Source organism: Nitratireductor sp. PBL-C9 (genome assembly GCF_050877045.1).
Taxonomy (GTDB): Bacteria; Pseudomonadota; Alphaproteobacteria; order Rhizobiales; family Rhizobiaceae; genus Nitratireductor; species Nitratireductor aquimarinus.
On the sequence record NZ_JBPAXW010000004.1, the window covers coordinates 17742 to 35253 of the forward strand.

A 17512-nucleotide genomic window follows, 5' to 3' on the forward strand; every position below is an offset into this window, starting at 1 on the left:
ATGAATACTGGAGAGGCCGGGTGCAGCATCAGGCGTCTCCGAGATAGGATTTGATCGTTTCGATGAAGCTCGGCACGGAGATCGGCTTGGAAATGTAAGCCTCGCATCCGCCCTGGCGGATCCGCTCCTCATCGCCCTTCATCGCAAAGGCGGTGACCGCGATGACCGGGATCGTGTGCAGATCATCATCCTGCTTGAGCCATTTGGTGACTTCCAGACCGGAAACCTCCGGCAGCTGGATGTCCATCAGGATGAGGTCGGGCCGATGCTCACGCGCAAGATCAAGCGCATGCAGCCCGTCGCGCGTACGCACTGTCTCATAACCGCTTGCCTCGATGAGATCGCGAAAGAGCTTCATGTTGAGCTCATTGTCTTCGACGATCATGACTTTCTTCGACATCAAACCCCGTCCCACTCAACTCCGCCGTAACAGCAGACCGCCGGTTGCCGACCGCGATGTGCGATACACCGAAATTTCAGACGCCACCCTTGCACGATTTGATTTATGAATCGGTAATGGGCGCCTGCGAATCGTAGTCTTCCAGCATAACGGCCCTGGTTTTGCGCGCAATTCACGTGTTGAAAATGCAGCAGCGGGCCAAACACCCTATATTGAGGATGAACCATGCAACGCGAGGAAGCCGAAACCATTGCCGTGTCCGCCCTGGCCTTCATTGCGGCAGACGGCGAACTTCTGCCGCGCTTCCTGTCGCTGACCGGCATCGAGGCCCACCAGATCCGCGCTGCCGCCGCCGAACCGGGTTTTCTGGCGGGTGTTCTGCAGTTCGTGCTGGCGCATGAGCCGACAGTGCTGCGCTTTTGCGAAGAAAGCGGCATCGCGCCCGAGCGGGTTGCGCGCGCGCCAGCCGCCCTGCCCCATGGCAACACATCTTACGACATTCAGCCCTGACACGATTTGGACGGCACAAACATGACGATCGATCCGGAAACCTCCCGGCAAATTGACGAATTATCGCTCGGCAGCGATCCCCTGCTGGTGCTCGATGTGGACGACGTGATCCTGGAATTCATCCGGCCGTTTCCGGAATATCTGCGCACGCGCGGCTTCGAGCTGAAGCTCGAAAGCTTTGGCCTCAACGGGAACGTCACCGACCTCGCCTCCGGAGACCGCGTGAGCAATGAAACCGTGGCGCAGCTCGTCGATGCGTTTTTCGAGGTCCAGCATGACTGGCAGGCGCTGGCCGAAGACGCCTCCGAAACCATTGCACGGCTTTCGAAAGCAAGCCAGGTGGTGCTCCTGACCGCCATGCCCCACCGCTACCGGCAGACGCGCCGCACCCTGCTCGACCAACTGGAAATGCACTATCCGCTGCTCACGACCGAGCGCGCCAAGGGCCCGGCAATCCAGCGCCTGCGCGGCGAGCATCAGCGTCCCGTCGCCTTCGTCGACGACATGTATTACAACCTCGTCTCGGTGCGCGACACGGTGGAGGACGCGCATCTCTTCCACCTGATGGCCGACAATTCCGTGCGCACGCTGATGCCGCCGATCCCCGAGGGCGTAACGGCTGTGGAACACTGGAAAGAGGCCGGCGAGAAAATCGCCCGCTCACTGCAGATCTAAAGCGATTCCAGCAAAAGTGGAAACCGATTTCCCGGCCAAAATTGCGCAAAATCAATGAGATAGCGCATTACCGGCGAACCTTTTCTCGTCAGCAACGCTCTGAACAGTCACACCGCACCTGCCGGGCCTGGCAAAGACAACGCCGCGCCCGGCCAGAACCACAGCGCATCCCGGCATCACACAGTCAAAGCGTAAACCGCATCAGCGGCCGCCCCGCCTTGCGCTCTGCGACCGTCTGGAACCCGGCCTTTTCAAAGACCCGCGTCGAGCCCACGAACAGGCCGATGGAACGCTTGTCGTTCGACCGGGTGATCGGACAGGCTTCCAGCAGGCGCGCGCCGTTTTGCCGGGCAAAATCGATCCCGCCGGCAACAAGCACGTGAGACAGGCCCTTTCGGCGCGCCGAGCTTCGCAGGAAGAAGCACGAGATCGCCCAGATATCCACCTCACGCTCCTCGCCCTCTCCCAGCGGCGCAGAGACACGCCCCTTGTTGTTCCATTCGGAAATGTCGGCGCGCGGCCCGATCTGCATCCAGCCATCCGCCTTTGCGCCATCCATGAGCAAGATCCCCGGAGGCGGGCCGGCTGCAATTCGCGCCTTGATGTGATCCCTGTTGCTCTCGCGGTCGTTTTGTCGCCGCACCGCCGGTGGCAAACGAAAATGCGTGCACCAGCAACCGTAACAGGCGCCCTGCCTGCCAAACAGATCCTCGAATGCCGGCCACAAATCCGGCGTCAGGGGCGCAATCCGATAGTCCACCCTGACCTGTTGCAACCCGGCTTCTGGCAACCCGCCTGCTCCAGACCGCAGCTTGTGCCATGGCGGTGTTTCAAGTAAGATGCATGTTCACTTTATGTTCACATGATCAATCATGCCTGTCAACGCCCTCACGCATGGCATTTGCCGCGATTGCCTGACCCCGGCGAACACCGCATCGCGGCGTTGCCGGTCATGCGGGAGCCCGCGCATGCTCGCCCATGCCGAGCTTGACCGCCTGTCTCTCGCCCATGTCGACTGCGATGCCTTCTACGCCTCGGTCGAGAAGCGGGACAATCCGGCCCTGCGCGACAGGCCGGTCATCATTGGTGGGGGCAAACGCGGTGTCGTCTCCACCGCCTGCTACATCGCCCGCATCCACGGCGTTCGCTCTGCCATGCCCATGTTCAAGGCGCTCGAAGCATGCCCCGAGGCCGTCGTGGTCAAGCCGGACATGGAGAAATATTCAAGGGTCGGCCGTCAGGTGCGCTCAATGATGGAGGCGCTCACCCCCATGGTCGAGCCGCTGTCCATCGACGAAGCCTTTCTCGATCTCGCCGGCACGGAGAAACTGCATGGTGCGCCCGCCGCCCTGGTGCTCGCCCGCTTCGCACGGCAGGTGGAAGAGGAAGTCGGCATCACCGTTTCGGTCGGCCTCTCCTACTGCAAATTCTTGGCCAAGGTGGCTTCAGACCTGGACAAGCCGCGCGGCTTTTCCGTGATCGGTCAGGAAGAGGCCGTCAGCTTTCTTCAGAGACAGCCCGTCACGCTCATCTGGGGCGTCGGCAAGGCCTTTGCCGCCACGCTCGGCAAGGATGGCATCCGCACCATCGGCCAGCTTCAGACCATGGAGCGCAACGAGCTGATGCGGCGTTACGGCACGATGGGCGACCGGCTCTATCACCTTTCGCGCGGCATGGACGAACGCGGCGTGAAACCGCGCAGTGAAGCAAAAAGCGTTTCGTCTGAAACCACGTTCAACACGGATCTGTCCCGGATGGAGGATCTGGTGCCGGTGCTGCGCGCGCTTTCCGAGCGGGTTTCCGCCCGGCTTAAGGAGGCCGACATTGCCGGTCGAACCGTCGTTCTGAAACTCAAGACCGCCGAGTTCCGGCTGCGCACACGCAACCGGCAGCTGGGAGACCCGACACGGCTCGCCGACCGCATCTTTCACACGGGGCTGGAACTCCTGAAACGGGAGGTGGATGGCACGCGCTTTCGCCTTCTGGGCATCGGTGTCAGCGACCTGACCGACGCCGGCAGGGCCGATCCGCAAGACCTTGTCGACGGGCTTTCCCACAAGCGCGCACTCGCCGAGGGCGCCATCGACAGCCTGCGCGAAAAATTCGGCAAACAGGCCGTCGAGACCGGCTATACGTTCGGGCGCTCCAAAGTCGCGCGCCCACAGCGTGACGGCGACGATTGAGCCAGCTGCTTGAGGCCTGCCCTACTGGCCGCGAAGTTCCTCAACACGCTGCCGAACCGCCTCACGCCGATCCTTCGTGCCGGGATGCGTGGAGAACCAGCCTGTCTCATCGGAACCGCCAGCGTCCTCAACCACACGGTCCAGAAGCCCCACAAAAGCCAACGGATCGCGGCCCGCCTTCGCCATCAGCCCGACACTGTAGAGGTCGGCATGGGTCTCGAACTCACGCGAATAGACAAGGGTCTGCAGAGCGCTTGCCTGCACGATCACATCATCGACCAGCTGGCTCGCATCACCACCGATCAGCCCCACCATGAAACCAATGCCCAGAACGCGATAGATCTGCTGCAGCGAGTGCCGCTCGCGCACATGGCCGATCTCATGGGCGATAACGCCGGCAATCTCGTCGTCAGACCGGGCAAGCCCGACCAGTTCGTCCGTAACAATGATGGTGCCGCCCGGCAGCGCCAGCGCATTCGCGCCTATCATGCCGCCCTGCCGGAGTTCCAATCTGAGCGCGGGTCCATCATCGCCTGCGATCTGCGCCAGTTCACCGAACATGTCGTGCAGCGCCTTCTGGCGCTCTTCGGCAAGTTCCGTGGGGGAGAACACGGTGCGATCCACCGTCTCAAGCGTTCCCCGGTCCATCGCGACGATGATGGGCTGCGGCGTCACCAACGCCGCACCCGACGCCAGAAGCGGGACACCAAACCGGTAGACGACGAAGATCAGCCCCATCGTCACCACGGCGGCCGCCGCCACGAAGCCCGGATGCCCCTCAAGGCGCATCAGCCGGGCGAAGAAGCTGCCACCCGTCTTCAGGAAGCCGTCCACATCGGCGCCAAGCGGGGCTTCGAAAACACCGCCATCGGCAAAGGTGATCTTGCGCGGAACGGCGGCAACCGGGTCGGAGACGGACACGATTACCGGCTCCAGCGCCTCCGTTTCGTCGGCAAGACGCAGCACCAGCCGTTCCGGAACGCCGGAAAGGCTGGCCGCCACGACACGCGAGGAACCGGGTGGGAAATAACGTCCCTCAATCATGGCCTATCCCTGTTTCGACGCAATCGACCATGCAGGTCTGGAGAATGGCGCAAGCCCTCAAAGTCCGAAATCGATGCCTTCGATATCGAAGAACTCGGCCGCGCCGACATTGCCCTCCGGTGCGGCTTCATCGACGAAATCGTCAAGCGGGCCGACCGCAAACACACCAGTGCTGACCACCAGATAGCGCCAGCTGCGCACTGCGGCCCACGGCCGCAAGAGGCCAAGCGTCAAAATGGTGGCGAACAGGTTTGAGACCAGAATCCAGACATAACGAAGCCGCCCCACGCGGGAGTTGAAGCGGTGCCGGCCATCAAGCACGGTGTGATTGTAGGCGATGTTGCGCACACCGGCCTCATAGAAGAGATAGGCAAGCGCCAGCGCAATATAGGCACCTATGGAAGCGCCAGTCAGGATGCCAGCCATCGATCCATAATTGAAGACATCGAATAGCTCATCCGGACCAAACTGAAGCCCGCCTCCCGCCGAAACCAGTCCGGCCCCGATCAGAAAGCCCCCTCCGACGAAAACCACTAGGACAAGCCCTATGAAAATAACCGTCACGCCCAGATTTGCGTAAAGCGCTGTGAGCGGCGCCTGGGTCTCAAAGCGGGTTGACCCATAGCCCAGATGGCGGCCGAGATAGTTGCGCGCCAATTTCGAAGCCACCGGAGCAAGAAGCCCTGCGGATACAAGGGCGACCACCGGCATGATCACGAAGGCGAAAAACGCGCCCCAATAGGTCCCGCGGAAATTCAGCCGCACATTGCGATAGCTGGTCATCCGTGCGTTGAACGCCATCGACTTGTTCAGAAGCCACGGAAAGGCAATCAGATAAGGGATGATGAGCAACCCGAAGAATGGCGAAACACTGATCAGCACATTGTAGGCAAGCAGAAAGGCCACCACGATGATGCGCCCGATCAGGATCCTGGTGGGCCGCGCGTGGTATTCGAAATTGTGCCCGTCGAGCCAGCTGTTTCCATAAAAGTAGCGCAACCGGCGCACCTTCGCCCAGGCAGTGTAGATGCCGAGCGTGATGATCGACAGGAACAGATTGACAATCCAGATGCCGAAATACTCAGAAGCGCGCCCGGTGAAGGAAAACGGCAGATGTACAGGCGTTTGGCGGCTTTCCGCCGCCGTCTCAACGTAATTCATGAAAAACAGGCCCCAAAACTAAAAAATAATGAAAAATCCCTGATCGCGGAAATTTGCAAAAACGACCAGAAGTTGCTGCGCTCACCTTGTGGCGCAACGCCTAAACAAGTTCAACCTCTACAACGCCCGGCACGGCCCGCATGGCGGCCGCAACCTGCGGTGAGATCCGGTAGCGGTTGGGTAACCCGACCTCGATCTCGCCCTGCCCGCCTTCCTTGATGACGACGAGGCTCACCTGCGCATCACCGCGCTGGGTGAGCTGCGAGGAGATGGCCGCCAGCGGCTTGGGGTCGCGCAGATAGATGCGCAGCGCCTTCTGCATCCGGCAGGCTTCTTCCTCGAGCGACTGCACGCCCTGAATGCGCAGATTGACGCCTTCGGGCCGGTTTTCAGCCCCCACCATGATGACCACGGAGGAACCCGCTTCCAGAAGATCGCGATATTGCGCGAGCGCCTCGGAAAACAGGACGGCCTCATACTGTCCGGTGGCGTCGGACAACTGGATGATGCCCATCTTGTTGCCGGTGCGCGTGCGCCGCTCCTGCTTGGAGGTGACGGTGCCGGCAAGCCGCCCGGCGGTCGCCCCGCGCTTCACTGCAGCCTGGAATGTGCCCCAGTTCTGCACGCGCATCTTTTCCAGGATCTCGGCATACTCATCCAGCGGATGCGCCGAGAGATAGCAGCCGACCACCTGGAACTCGCGGTGCAGCTTGTCGGCGGCGGACCATGGCTCGACCACCGGCAGATGGAGCTTCTGCGGCTCGCCGCCGCCCGACATGCCGAAAATGTCGCCCTGCCCCATGGCCGCGTCTTCGGCCGCGCGTGCCGCCATGCCCATAAGCCGGTCGATGCCGCCGAACAGGGCCGCGCGGTCGAGACCGAAACAGTCGAATGCGCCGGCCTGAATCAGGCTTTCCAAAACCCGTTTGCCGACGATCTTGGGATCGATGCGGGCGCAGAAATCCTCAAGGCTCTCAAACTGCTTCTCGTTGCGCTTCTCGACGATGTGCTCCACCGCCGCGTCGCCCACGCCCTTGATGGCGGCGAGAGAGTAGAAAATCTTGTTCTCACCCACTTCGAACGGACGATGCGAGGTCAGAACCGATGGCGACACGACTTCAATGTCGAGCCGCATGGCGTCGCGGCGGAAGTCGTTCAGCTTGTCGGAGTTGGCCATGTCGTAGGTCATCGACGCGGCGAGGAACTCGACCGGGTAATGCGCCTTCAGATAGGCCGTCTGATAGGAGACGATGGCGTAGGCAGCGGCGTGCGACTTGTTGAAGCCGTAGTCGGCGAACTTGGCGAGCAGGTCAAAGATGAAGTTTGCCTGCTGCTTGGAAACGCCGCGCTCGGTCGCGCCATCCACGAAGATGCCGCGCTGCTTCTCCATCTCCGCGCGGATCTTCTTACCCATGGCGCGGCGCAGAAGGTCAGCCTGACCGAGCGTGTAGCCGGCCAGCTCCTGCGCGATCTGCATCACCTGCTCCTGGTAAACGATAACGCCCTGCGTCTCCTTCACCAGATGGTCGATCTTGGGGTGGATCGAGGCGATTTCCTCGTCACCATGCTTGCGCGCATTGTAGGTGGGGATGTTCTCCATCGGACCGGGACGATAGAGCGCGACCAGCGCGATAATGTCCTCGATGCGGTCGGGCTTCATGCCGATCAGCGCCTTGCGCATGCCGGCCGATTCCACCTGGAACACGCCGACCGTCTCGCCGCGCGAGAGCATCGCGTAGGTTTCCGGATCGTCGAGCGGGATATGCGCCAGATCGATCTCGATGCCCCGGCGGCGGATGAGCTTCACCGCCGTTTCCAGAACGGTCAGCGTCTTCAGGCCGAGAAAGTCGAACTTCACCAGCCCCGCCTGCTCGACCCATTTCATGTTGAACTGGGTGACCGGCATGTCGGAGCGCGGGTCTCGATACATCGGCACCAGCTCGGAGAGCGGCCGGTCGCCGATCACGATGCCGGCGGCGTGCGTCGAGGCGTGGCGGTAGAGACCTTCTAGCTTCTGGGCATAATCGAGAAGCGTGCCGACAATCGGCTCCTTCTCCACTTCTTCGGCGAAGCGCGGCTCATCCTCGATGGCCTTGGGCAGCGGCGTGGGATTGGCCGGGTTCGAAGGCACCATCTTGCAGAGCCGGTCGACCTGGCCATAGGGCATCTGCAGCACGCGCCCCACATCGCGCAGAACGGCGCGGGCCTGCAGCGTACCGAAGGTGATGATCTGACCCACCTGATCGCGGCCATATTTGCGCTGCACGTAGCGGATCACCTCTTCGCGGCGATCCTGACAGAAGTCGATATCAAAGTCAGGCATCGACACGCGGTCGGGGTTCAGGAAGCGCTCGAACAGAAGCGAGAAGCGCAGCGGGTCCACATCGGTAATGGTGAGCGCGTAGGCGACGAGCGAGCCAGCACCCGAACCACGCCCCGGTCCCACAGGGATATCCTGAGCCTTCGCCCATTTGATGAAGTCCGAAACGATCAGGAAGTAGCCCGGGAACTTCATCCGCTCGATAATGCCGAGCTCATAATCGAGGCGCTCGGCATATTGCTCGCGCGTATAGCCTTCGGCCAGACCCTGTGAATTGAGGCGGTGGTCGAGACCTTCGCGGGCCTGACGCCGCAATTCGTCAGCCTCGGCCTGAAGCGCCGCCTCGGCGTCGGCCGCATCCGCGCCCGTAAAGCGCGGCAGGATCGGCGGATGCGTCTGCGTGAAATAGGAACAGCGCCGGGCGATCTCGATCGTGTTGTCGATGGCCTCGGGCAGATCGGAAAAGAGCCGCGCCATCTCGGCCTGGCTCTTGAGATAATTGTCCGGCGTGAGCTGGCGGCGGTCGTCCATGGCGATCACCGCGCCCTCGGCGATGGCGATCAGCGCGTCATGGGCCTCGTAATCCTCACGGGCGGGAAAAAACGCCTCATTGGTCGCAACCAGCGGCAGTTCGAGCTTGTAGGCGAGATCGACGGTTGCCGCCTCGACAACCCGGTCGTACCCCTCAAAACGCTCCAGTTCCACATAGAGCCGGTTGCCAAAGCATTCCTTCAGGAAAAGCAACCGCTCCTCGGCAACCTCGGGCCGGTCGGCCTTCAATGCGGCGCCGATCGGCCCGCGCGGACCGCCGCTCAGGCAGATGATGCCGTCGGCCAGCTCGGTCAGCCATTCCGTGGTGATATGGGTCGCCTCGCCCGGCTCATTGTCGAGATAGGCGCGGCTGACGAGCCGTACCAGATTGGCGTAACCTGCCTCGGTCGAAGCGATCAGAACCAGCGGTTCATACTGCGCGCCCCCACCCTTGCGGCCATTGCCGCGGCGGCTTTCCGCCAGCGCGTCCTCAAACGCGCAGTCAAGCTGGCAGCCGACGATGGGTTGCAGCCCCTCCTTGGAGGCTTTCTGGGAAAACTCCAGCGCGCCGAACAGATTGTTGGTGTCGGTGATGGCGATGGCCGGCGCTTCATCCTTCAGCGCATGGCCAATGACCTTTCCAAGAGGCAGCGCGCCTTCCAGCAGCGAATAGGGCGAATGCACCCGCAGGTGAATGAAGGGCCGTTCGGGCCGGTTTCTTTCACGCTCCGCCGCTGCGAAAATCGGATCGCGCAAACGCCTGTCGCTCGCCATGAATTGCTGCCAACTGCTTCTTGAAGACTCAAAGCTCATTGTCCCGCATCGGGCACCGGGGGTAAAGGCCCGTCACCCGGCAGCACACGGCTTTCTGAACGCGTCAGACCGTCTCTGCAGCCAGAACCCGGTCGATTTCGACGGCCAGCTCTGCCGGCTCTTCCACGATACCGACCGCGCCCGCTTCCGCCAGCTCGGCCCGGTCGCCAAATCCCCAGAGAACGCCAATGGCCGGCACGCCATTCGCCTTGCCGCCGGCAACATCGTGAAGCCGGTCGCCGATCATCACCGTGTTTTCGGGCTCGATCCCTTCACTGGCGATGATGTGCCGGATCAGGTCCGCCTTGTTGGCATTGGTCCCATCGGGGGCAGAGCCGTGCACTGCATCGAAGAAGCGCGCGAGATCGAAATGCGCAATGATATCCTTGCTGTAGGCTTCCATCTTCGAGGTCGCCACGGAGAGGAAATGCCCTGCATCGACACAATGGGAAAGCGTCTCCCTGATGCCGGGAATGAGCTCATTCTCGAACTTTCCGACGTCCTGATAACGTTCGCGATAGTGCCCGACGGCCTCCCAGATGCGCCCTTCGTCGCTGGTTTCCAGAAACGTGGCGAAGGTGACCTGCAGGGGTGGCCCGATATGGGAGCGAATGGTGGCGTCATCCGGGGCCGTGCGCCCCATCTTCTCCATTGCATGGCGGATGCAGCTGGAAATGCCGACAAACGGGTTCGTCAGCGTGCCGTCGAGATCGAACAGCACCGCTGCCCGCTTTTCCATCTGCGCCATTTTTGGAAAGCTCCTATTCGAATTCCATGATGACCGCATCCACGGCGAGGCTGTCACCGGGCGCGGCATTGATCTTTGCCACCATCCCGTCACGCTCGGCGCGCAGGACATTCTCCATCTTCATCGCCTCGACAACGGCGAGTATTTCGCCCGCCTTGACCTCCTGCCCGGTGGCGACCGCGATGGACACGACCAGACCCGGCATCGGGCAAAGCAGCATTTTCGACGTATCGGGCGCTTCACGCACGGGCATCAGGCGGTCAAGCTCGGCAATGCGTGGCAGCATCACGCGCGCATTCGCAGCCACACCCTGCCAGGCGACCTGAACGCCGTTGAGGATCGGACGCACCTGAACGGCGACAGTGCGGCCATTGACATCGCCTTCCCAGACCGGCTCCCCCGGACGCCAGGAAGAGCGCACGGTCACCGGATCGGCATCGCCAATGCGAATGTCCATTTCCAGCGGGATCGAGATCATGCCTTCGACAAGGCTGACGGACAGATAATCGTCATCGAGCCGCACCACCCAGTCGCGCTTCAGTTCGCCCGAATGCGGTGCAAGACGGCCGGTCAGCCGGTCGAGACGATCACGCCGCAGAAGCTCCACGGCCAGCGCCACCGCAGCAAGCACCGTGCGCTCGCCCGCCATGGGCGATGGCGGCGCAAACCCGTCAGGAAACTCCTCCGCGATGAAGCCGGTTGACAGACGCCCTTCGCGCCAGCGCGGATGGCTCATCAGAGCTGCGAGGAATGGAATGTTGTGCTCGATTCCGTCGATCACGAAACGGTCCAGCGCCTCGCTCATCGCGTTGATCGCATCAAGTCGCTCGGGCGCCCAGGTACAGAGCTTGGCGATCATCGGGTCGTAGAACATCGAGATTTCCGACCCTTCCGTCACGCCCGTATCGTTGCGCAGGACGGCATCGCCCAAACGCCCCTCCTGCGGCGGACGGTAACGGGTGAGCCTGCCGATGGACGGCAGAAAGTTACGCACCGGATCTTCGGCATAGATACGGCTTTCAATGGCCCAGCCATTGAGCTTCACATCGGCCTGACCGAAGGACAGCGCCTCGCCTGCCGCCACCCGCAGCATCTGCTCCACCAGGTCGATGCCGGTGACAAGCTCGGTCACCGGATGCTCCACCTGAAGGCGCGTGTTCATCTCCAGAAAATAGAAATTCCGGTTCTTGTCGACGATGAACTCGACCGTGCCGGCGCTTTGATAATCAACGGCTTTTGCGAGCGCCACAGACTGTGCGCCCATGGCCGCGCGCGTCTCGGCATCCAGAAAGGGCGACGGAGCCTCCTCCACCACCTTCTGATTGCGGCGCTGGATGGAGCACTCGCGCTCGCCCAGATGCAGGCACGCGCCATGCGCGTCCGCCAGCACCTGTATCTCGATATGGCGCGGCTCCTCGATGAATTTCTCGATGAAGATGCGATCATCGCCGAAAGAGGACGCAGCTTCCGATTTCGAGCGCTCGAACCCTTCGCGCGCCTCGTCATCGTTCCAGGCAATCCGCATGCCCTTGCCGCCGCCGCCCGCCGACGCCTTGATCATCACCGGGTAACCGATTTCACCCGCGATGCGCACCGCATGTTCGGCATCATCGATCAGTCCCATGAAACCGGGAACGGTCGAGACTCCGGCCTCGGCGGCAATCTTCTTGGAGGTGATCTTGTCGCCCATGGCCTTGATGGCCTTCGGCTTGGGGCCGATGAAAACGATGCCCTCGGCTTCCAGTCGCTCGCAGAACCCTGCATTCTCGGAAAGGAAGCCATAGCCCGGATGCACGGCCTCTGCGCCGGTCTCCTTGCAGGCGGCGATGATCCTGTCTGCGACCAGATAGCTCTGACTGGCGGCGGGCGGTCCGATGTGAACGGCCTCGTCGGCCATGTCCACATGCACCGCGTCGGCATCGGCGTCGGAATAGACCGCAACGGTGGCGATGCCCATCCTCCTCGCTGTCTTCATGACCCGGCAGGCGATTTCACCGCGATTGGCGACGAGGATCTTCTTGAACATGAACGGTGTTTCCCCCCAACGAGCGACGTCGTTTCTGTTTTATGGCTTTGCTTGCCCCCGCTCAAGCGTTTCACACAATTGTCGCATGAGAAGCGGGTTTGTCAGATTGCGTCATCCTATGGCCGGAACGGGCTTGCGGGACATAACAATTCCTGAAACTTTCGGCTTAGATTCCGGACTTGCAGGAGAATTGTCCATGAAAACCCGCGCCGCTGTTGCCGTTCAGGCAGGAAAACCACTTGAAATCATGGAGGTAGACCTCGATGGCCCGCGCGAAGGCGAAGTGCTGATCGAGGTGAAAGCGACCGGCATCTGCCATACGGATGAGTTCACCCTCTCCGGCGCAGATCCGGAAGGCATCTTCCCGGCGATTCTCGGCCATGAAGGCGCTGGCGTCGTCGTTGATGTCGGTCCCGGCGTGACGAGCCTCAAGAAGGGCGATCACGTGATCCCGCTCTACACGCCCGAGTGCCGTGCGTGCCCGTCCTGCCTGTCGCAGAAAACCAATCTGTGCACCGCCATCCGCTCCACCCAGGGCCAGGGCCTGATGCCGGACGGCACGAGCCGTTTCTCCCTCAACGGCGAGAAGCTGCATCACTATATGGGCTGCTCGACCTTCTCGAACTTCACCGTTCTGCCCGAAATCGCGGTCGCCAAGGTCAACCCCGACGCGCCCTTCGACAAGATCTGCTACATCGGCTGCGGCGTGACCACGGGCGTCGGCGCGGTCATCAACACCGCCAAGGTCGAGATCGGCTCGACGGCCATCGTGTTCGGCCTCGGCGGCATCGGCCTCAACGTGATCCAGGGCCTCCGGCTTGCCGGCGCCGACATGATCATCGGCGTGGACCTGAACAACGACAAGAAGGAATGGGGCGAGAAATTCGGCATGACGCATTTCGTCAATCCGAAGGAAGCCGGCGAAGACCTCGTCCCCTATCTCGTCAACATGACCAAGCGCGGCGCAGACCAGATCGGCGGCGCGGACTACACGTTCGACTGCACGGGCAATGTCCATGTGATGCGTCAGGCGCTGGAAAGCGCGCATCGCGGCTGGGGCGAGTCCATCATCATCGGCGTGGCCGGTGCGGGTCAGGAAATCTCCACCCGTCCCTTCCAGCTGGTCACCGGACGCACCTGGAAAGGCACCGCCTTTGGCGGCGCACGCGGCCGCACGGATGTGCCCAAGATCGTCGACTGGTACATGGAGGGCAAGATCGACATCGACCCGATGATCACGCACACCCTGTCGCTGGACGAGATCAACAAGGGCTTCGACCTCATGCATGCGGGCGAATCCATCCGCTCCGTGGTGGTCTACTGAGGCCATCACCTTGTCGACCATCTATGTGGATGCAGACGCCTGTCCGGTGAAACCGGAAGCAGCCCGTGTCGCCGAGCGGCACGGGCTTGTCATCGTCTATGTCTCCAATGGCGGGCTGCGCCCCTCACGCGATCCCATGGTGCGGCATGTGGTGGTGCCCGGCACCGCCGACGCCGCCGATGACTGGATCGTGGAGAATGCCGTGGCCGGAGACATCGCCATCACGGCGGACGTGCCGCTGGCCGCGCGCCTGGTGGAGATGGACGTGCATGTGCTCGGCCCCACCGGCCGCCCGTTCACGCCCGAAACCATCGGCATGGCGGTCGCCATGCGCAACCTCAAACAGGATCTGCGCGAATCCGGTGAGATCAAGGGATACAATCCCGGTTTCACCGCACGCGACCGCTCCGACTTCCTGCAGGCGCTCGACCGCACCGTGCGCCGCGCTTTGAAAGAAAACAGGGACTGACCTCATGAAGACCGTCTCCACCGCACGCTCCCATGGCGGCGTCCAGGGCGTTTACAGCCACACCTCGAAAACCTGCCAGTGCGACATGACTTTCGCTGTGTTCGTGCCGCCGCAGGCAGCTGATGGCCCCTGCCCGGTCCTGTGGTATCTGTCAGGCCTCACCTGCACGCACGCCAATGTCATGGACAAGGGCGAATACCGCCGCATGGCCGCTGAACTCGGCATGATCGTGGTCTGCCCGGACACGAGCCCGCGCGGCGACGACGTGCCGGACGAGGCGGACAACTGGCAGTTCGGCAAGGGCGCAGGCTTCTATGTGGACGCCACGCAGGAACCCTTCGCCAAGAACTACCGCATGTATTCCTACATCACAGAGGAACTGCCGGCGCTGATCGCCGAAAAATTTCCGGCGGACATGGATCGCCAGGGCATTTTCGGACACTCCATGGGTGGCCACGGGGCGCTGACCATCGCGCTTAAAAACCCCGACCGCTTCAAAAGCTGCTCCGCCTTCGCCCCCATCGTCGAACCCTCGACTGCGGGCTGGTCGAAACCGGCGCTGGAGAAATTTCTGGGAGCGGACGAAGCCACGTGGCGCGGAAACGACGCCTGCGCGCTGGTAGCCGACGGCGCTCGCTTTCCCGAATTCCTGATCGATCAGGGCGCGGCTGACGGCTTCCTGGACGAGGGCCTCAGGCCATGGCTGTTCGAAGCGGCCTGCAAAAAGGCGGGCATTCCGCTCACGCTCAACATGCGTGAGGGCTATGACCACTCCTACTTCTTCATCTCGACCTTCATGGACGACCATCTTGCCTGGCACGCAAAGCGCCTCGCAGCCGGCTGACCTGAATCAACACATGAAGCCGATGAATCATCTCATCATGTTCTTCGACTAACATTCTGCCGGCAAACGGCTTTTCACCTCCACGACGATTGACGCGCCGGCGCAAACTTGTGCCGGCGCGTCGCATCCGGCATGCTTTCGGGAGCAAACCCGCCCTAAAATGCGGGATCATTGAGCTCAGAATGCCACCCAATGATGATCGAAAACGGAGGTGCTGCCCGGTGCAGGACACAGCACATATTTATTCAGACACACCCGACCGCGACACGATGGGCGGCCGCCTCTCCCGGGCGCGCGACGCCGTCGGCCTCTCGGTTGCCGAACTCGCCCGTCGCCTCGGCGTGAAGGCAGCCACGATACAGGCCTGGGAAAGCGACCGCTCGCAGCCGCGCGCAAACCGGCTGGCCATGCTCGCCGGCGTTCTCAATGTCAGCCTCTCCTGGCTGCTGCACGGCGTGGGCGTTTCGCCAGCCGACGAAAGCCGCTCGGAACTGGTCAACGCCGTCGCAGCCAACCTGAAGCGCATCCGCAGGCTCCAGGAAGAAACCAACCGCATTGTCGCGCAGATCGAAACCGACCTTGCGCGCGCTGAAGGCGCTGGCTGACGCGCGGATTTCTTCTGATGCGACATTGTGCACAGAAAGCGTGATGCCACGACCACGACCGGCGTTATGACAGGTGACAAACACAACGGCGTGCGCTAGTTTCCAGCCGTCGAGGGCAGCAGCCCTGCCTGTTTGCGGGAGAGAGCCAAACCGGGGAAAACCGGGGCGGACGCCGAAGGGGAAATCGCCCGAAATCTCTCAGGCAAAAGAACCGTAGACAGGTCAAGACACTCTGGAAAGTCGGGGAGCGATCCCCGCGCCGAAGGTGTAAGCGTGGTCGACAGAGTTCCGGCTGCGCGAGTCTCTCAGGCTTCCGACAGAGGGGCACGAACATGTCGCTTCCCGCGGCATGCGTGCGATTCTGGAGGAATGATGAGCAACACCGAATCCCTGAAACATCTGCCGCTGGAAGCGCTGCATGAAGATGCCGGCGCACGTTTTGGCGCATTCGCCGGCTGGCGCATGCCCCTGACCTATCCCGCCGGCGTGATGAAAGAACACATCCACACGCGCGAAAGCGCCGGACTGTTCGACATCTCTCACATGCAGCTCTTCGAGGTTGAAGGCGCAGACGCAGCAGCCTTCCTGTCGCGCGCCTGCCCGCTCGATGCGACGGCGCTCAGGGAAGGCCAGTCGAAATACACCGTCCTTCTCAACGAGAATGCCGGCATCATCGACGACCTGATCGTCACCCGGCTCGGCGAAAACCGCTACATGATCGTGGCGAATGCCGGCAATGCCGCGAAGGATGAAGTGCATCTCCGCGCCATCGCCGCAGATTTCGACATCTCCTTCACCGCGCTCGAGCGCGTCCTCCTCGCCCTTCAGGGCCCCGACGCAGAAGCCATCCTGATCGCCGCCGGCCTCGACCTCAGCGATCTCGTCTTCATGACCGGCACGGAGCCGCATGAGGGCTGGTTCGCCACCCGTTCGGGCTACACCGGCGAAGACGGTTTCGAGGTGGCGCTGCCGGTCGATCAGGCGGAGCGCTTTGCCCGCAAACTGCTCGACGACGAGCGCGTCCAGTGGGTTGGCCTTGCCGCCCGCGACAGCCTCAGACTCGAAGCCGGGCTCTGCCTGCATGGTCAGGATCTCGACGAGACGACCGATCCGGCCAATGCCGCCATCCTTTGGGCCGTGCCGAAGGCGCTGCGCTCCGAAGGCCGGTTCATCGGCGCCGAGGCCCTGCAGAAGATCATTGCCGATGGCGCGAAGGAAAAGCGCGTCGGCCTGAAGCCGGAAGGCCGCCAGCCGGTGCGCGCCGGCGCACCGCTCATCAACGAAGCCGGCGAAAAGGTCGGCCGCGTCACATCGGGCGGTTTTGGCCCCTCCGCCGGTCATCCGGTGGCGATGGGCTATGTCGCCAAGGCGCTTTCCGAACCCGGCACCCGTCTTTTCACCGAAGTGCGCGGCAACCGCATCGCACTTGATGTCCATACCCTGCCCTTCACGCCGCAGCGCTACAAAAAAGGATAACAGCCAGATGAGCCAGACCTATTTCACCGAAGACCACGAGTGGATCAAAGTCGAGAACGGCGTCGCAACCGTCGGCATCACCGATCACGCTCAGGAACAGCTCGGCGATCTGGTGTTCGTGGAACTGCCCGAAACCGGCGCAACGCTCTCCAAGGGCGACACCGCCGTCGTGGTTGAATCCGTGAAGGCCGCTTCCGATGTGTACGCGCCTGCCGATGGCGAGATCTCCGAGGTCAACGAAGCGCTTGCAAGCGACCCGGCCCTCGTGAACTCCGCCCCCACCGGCGATGGCTGGCTGTGGAAGATGAAGCTCTCCGATGAAAGCCAGCTCGAAGGCCTGATGGACGAAGCCGCCTACAAGGCGTCGATTGCCTGAGGAAACA

Annotated in this window: 16 protein-coding genes and 1 riboswitch; of the genes, 9 read left to right on the forward strand and 7 right to left on the reverse strand. The window is 62.2% G+C overall.

Translation table 11 applies throughout. From position 1 onward, the window contains the following. Positions 1–28: 28 nt before the first annotated feature. Entirely contained in the window at positions 29–400 is a 372-nt protein-coding gene (locus ACRTG1_RS10060) for a response regulator (RefSeq protein WP_113155424.1), read from the reverse strand. A gap of 225 nt (positions 401–625) precedes the next feature. On the opposite strand from ACRTG1_RS10060, the gene ACRTG1_RS10065 reads away from it, so the two are divergent. Continuing rightward, positions 626–910 carry a DUF3572 domain-containing protein gene (locus ACRTG1_RS10065; protein WP_113155425.1) on the forward strand — a complete coding sequence of 95 codons (285 nt, stop codon included), beginning with the start codon at positions 626–628 and terminating at the stop codon, positions 908–910. Between the two features lie 21 nt (positions 911–931). Further along, on the forward strand, positions 932–1585 hold the full coding sequence (locus tag ACRTG1_RS10070; protein WP_206546332.1) for a hypothetical protein: 654 nt from the start codon (positions 932–934) through the stop codon (positions 1583–1585). Positions 1586–1769: 184 nt separating this feature from the next. Here the strand turns inward: ACRTG1_RS10070 and ACRTG1_RS10075 are convergent, their stop codons facing one another. Next, positions 1770–2345 (reverse strand): GNAT family N-acetyltransferase, encoded by a 576-nt coding sequence (locus ACRTG1_RS10075; RefSeq protein WP_432516332.1) that lies wholly within the window; start codon positions 2343–2345, stop codon positions 1770–1772. Positions 2346–2457: 112 nt separating this feature from the next. Between ACRTG1_RS10075 and ACRTG1_RS10080 the strand changes: the two genes are divergently transcribed. Next, on the forward strand, positions 2458–3768 hold the full coding sequence (locus tag ACRTG1_RS10080) for a DNA polymerase IV (protein WP_206546334.1): 1311 nt from the start codon (positions 2458–2460) through the stop codon (positions 3766–3768). 21 nt (positions 3769–3789) lie between these two features. Here the strand turns inward: ACRTG1_RS10080 and ACRTG1_RS10085 are convergent, their stop codons facing one another. The 5 genes from ACRTG1_RS10085 to ACRTG1_RS10105 form a co-directional block, all read right to left on the reverse strand. Next, positions 3790–4812: a M48 family metallopeptidase gene (locus tag ACRTG1_RS10085; protein WP_432516217.1), complete on the reverse strand. Its 1023-nt coding sequence runs from the start codon at positions 4810–4812 to the stop codon at positions 3790–3792. Positions 4813–4869: 57 nt separating this feature from the next. Then, entirely contained in the window at positions 4870–5973 is a 1104-nt protein-coding gene (locus tag ACRTG1_RS10090) for a YjgN family protein (protein WP_299935402.1), read from the reverse strand. 100 nt (positions 5974–6073) lie between these two features. After that, the gene (gene dnaE / locus ACRTG1_RS10095) at positions 6074–9598 is read right to left on the reverse strand and encodes a DNA polymerase III subunit alpha (protein ID WP_222474237.1); all 3525 of its coding nucleotides are present in this window, start codon (positions 9596–9598) and stop codon (positions 6074–6076) included. A 103-nt stretch (positions 9599–9701) separates the two neighbouring features. Further along, positions 9702–10385 carry an HAD hydrolase-like protein gene (locus tag ACRTG1_RS10100; RefSeq protein WP_206546337.1) on the reverse strand — a complete coding sequence of 228 codons (684 nt, stop codon included), beginning with the start codon at positions 10383–10385 and terminating at the stop codon, positions 9702–9704. 13 nt (positions 10386–10398) lie between these two features. Then, entirely contained in the window at positions 10399–12411 is a 2013-nt protein-coding gene (locus ACRTG1_RS10105; protein ID WP_297560065.1) for an acetyl-CoA carboxylase biotin carboxylase subunit, read from the reverse strand. Positions 12412–12607: 196 nt separating this feature from the next. On the opposite strand from ACRTG1_RS10105, the gene ACRTG1_RS10110 reads away from it, so the two are divergent. The 6 genes from ACRTG1_RS10110 to gcvH all read left to right on the forward strand — a co-directional run bounded on the left by ACRTG1_RS10110 (position 12608) and on the right by gcvH (position 17505). Beyond that, on the forward strand, positions 12608–13735 hold the full coding sequence (locus ACRTG1_RS10110) for an S-(hydroxymethyl)glutathione dehydrogenase/class III alcohol dehydrogenase (protein ID WP_113155433.1): 1128 nt from the start codon (positions 12608–12610) through the stop codon (positions 13733–13735). Positions 13736–13739: 4 nt separating this feature from the next. Further along, positions 13740–14204 (forward strand): YaiI/YqxD family protein, encoded by a 465-nt coding sequence (locus tag ACRTG1_RS10115; protein ID WP_204360909.1) that lies wholly within the window; start codon positions 13740–13742, stop codon positions 14202–14204. 4 nt (positions 14205–14208) lie between these two features. After that, positions 14209–15048 carry an S-formylglutathione hydrolase gene (gene fghA, locus ACRTG1_RS10120; RefSeq protein WP_432516218.1) on the forward strand — a complete coding sequence of 280 codons (840 nt, stop codon included), beginning with the start codon at positions 14209–14211 and terminating at the stop codon, positions 15046–15048. A 221-nt stretch (positions 15049–15269) separates the two neighbouring features. Continuing rightward, positions 15270–15653, forward strand: a complete 384-nt coding sequence (locus ACRTG1_RS10125) for a helix-turn-helix domain-containing protein (RefSeq protein ID WP_113155436.1) — start codon at positions 15270–15272, stop codon at positions 15651–15653. Positions 15654–15778: 125 nt separating this feature from the next. Beyond that, positions 15779–15877: riboswitch (glycine riboswitch) on the forward strand. 148 nt (positions 15878–16025) lie between these two features. Continuing rightward, positions 16026–17129 (forward strand): glycine cleavage system aminomethyltransferase GcvT, encoded by a 1104-nt coding sequence (gene gcvT, locus ACRTG1_RS10130; RefSeq protein ID WP_206548895.1) that lies wholly within the window; start codon positions 16026–16028, stop codon positions 17127–17129. A gap of 7 nt (positions 17130–17136) precedes the next feature. Further along, on the forward strand, positions 17137–17505 hold the full coding sequence (gene gcvH, locus ACRTG1_RS10135; protein WP_113155437.1) for a glycine cleavage system protein GcvH: 369 nt from the start codon (positions 17137–17139) through the stop codon (positions 17503–17505). Positions 17506–17512: the final 7 nt, after the last annotated feature.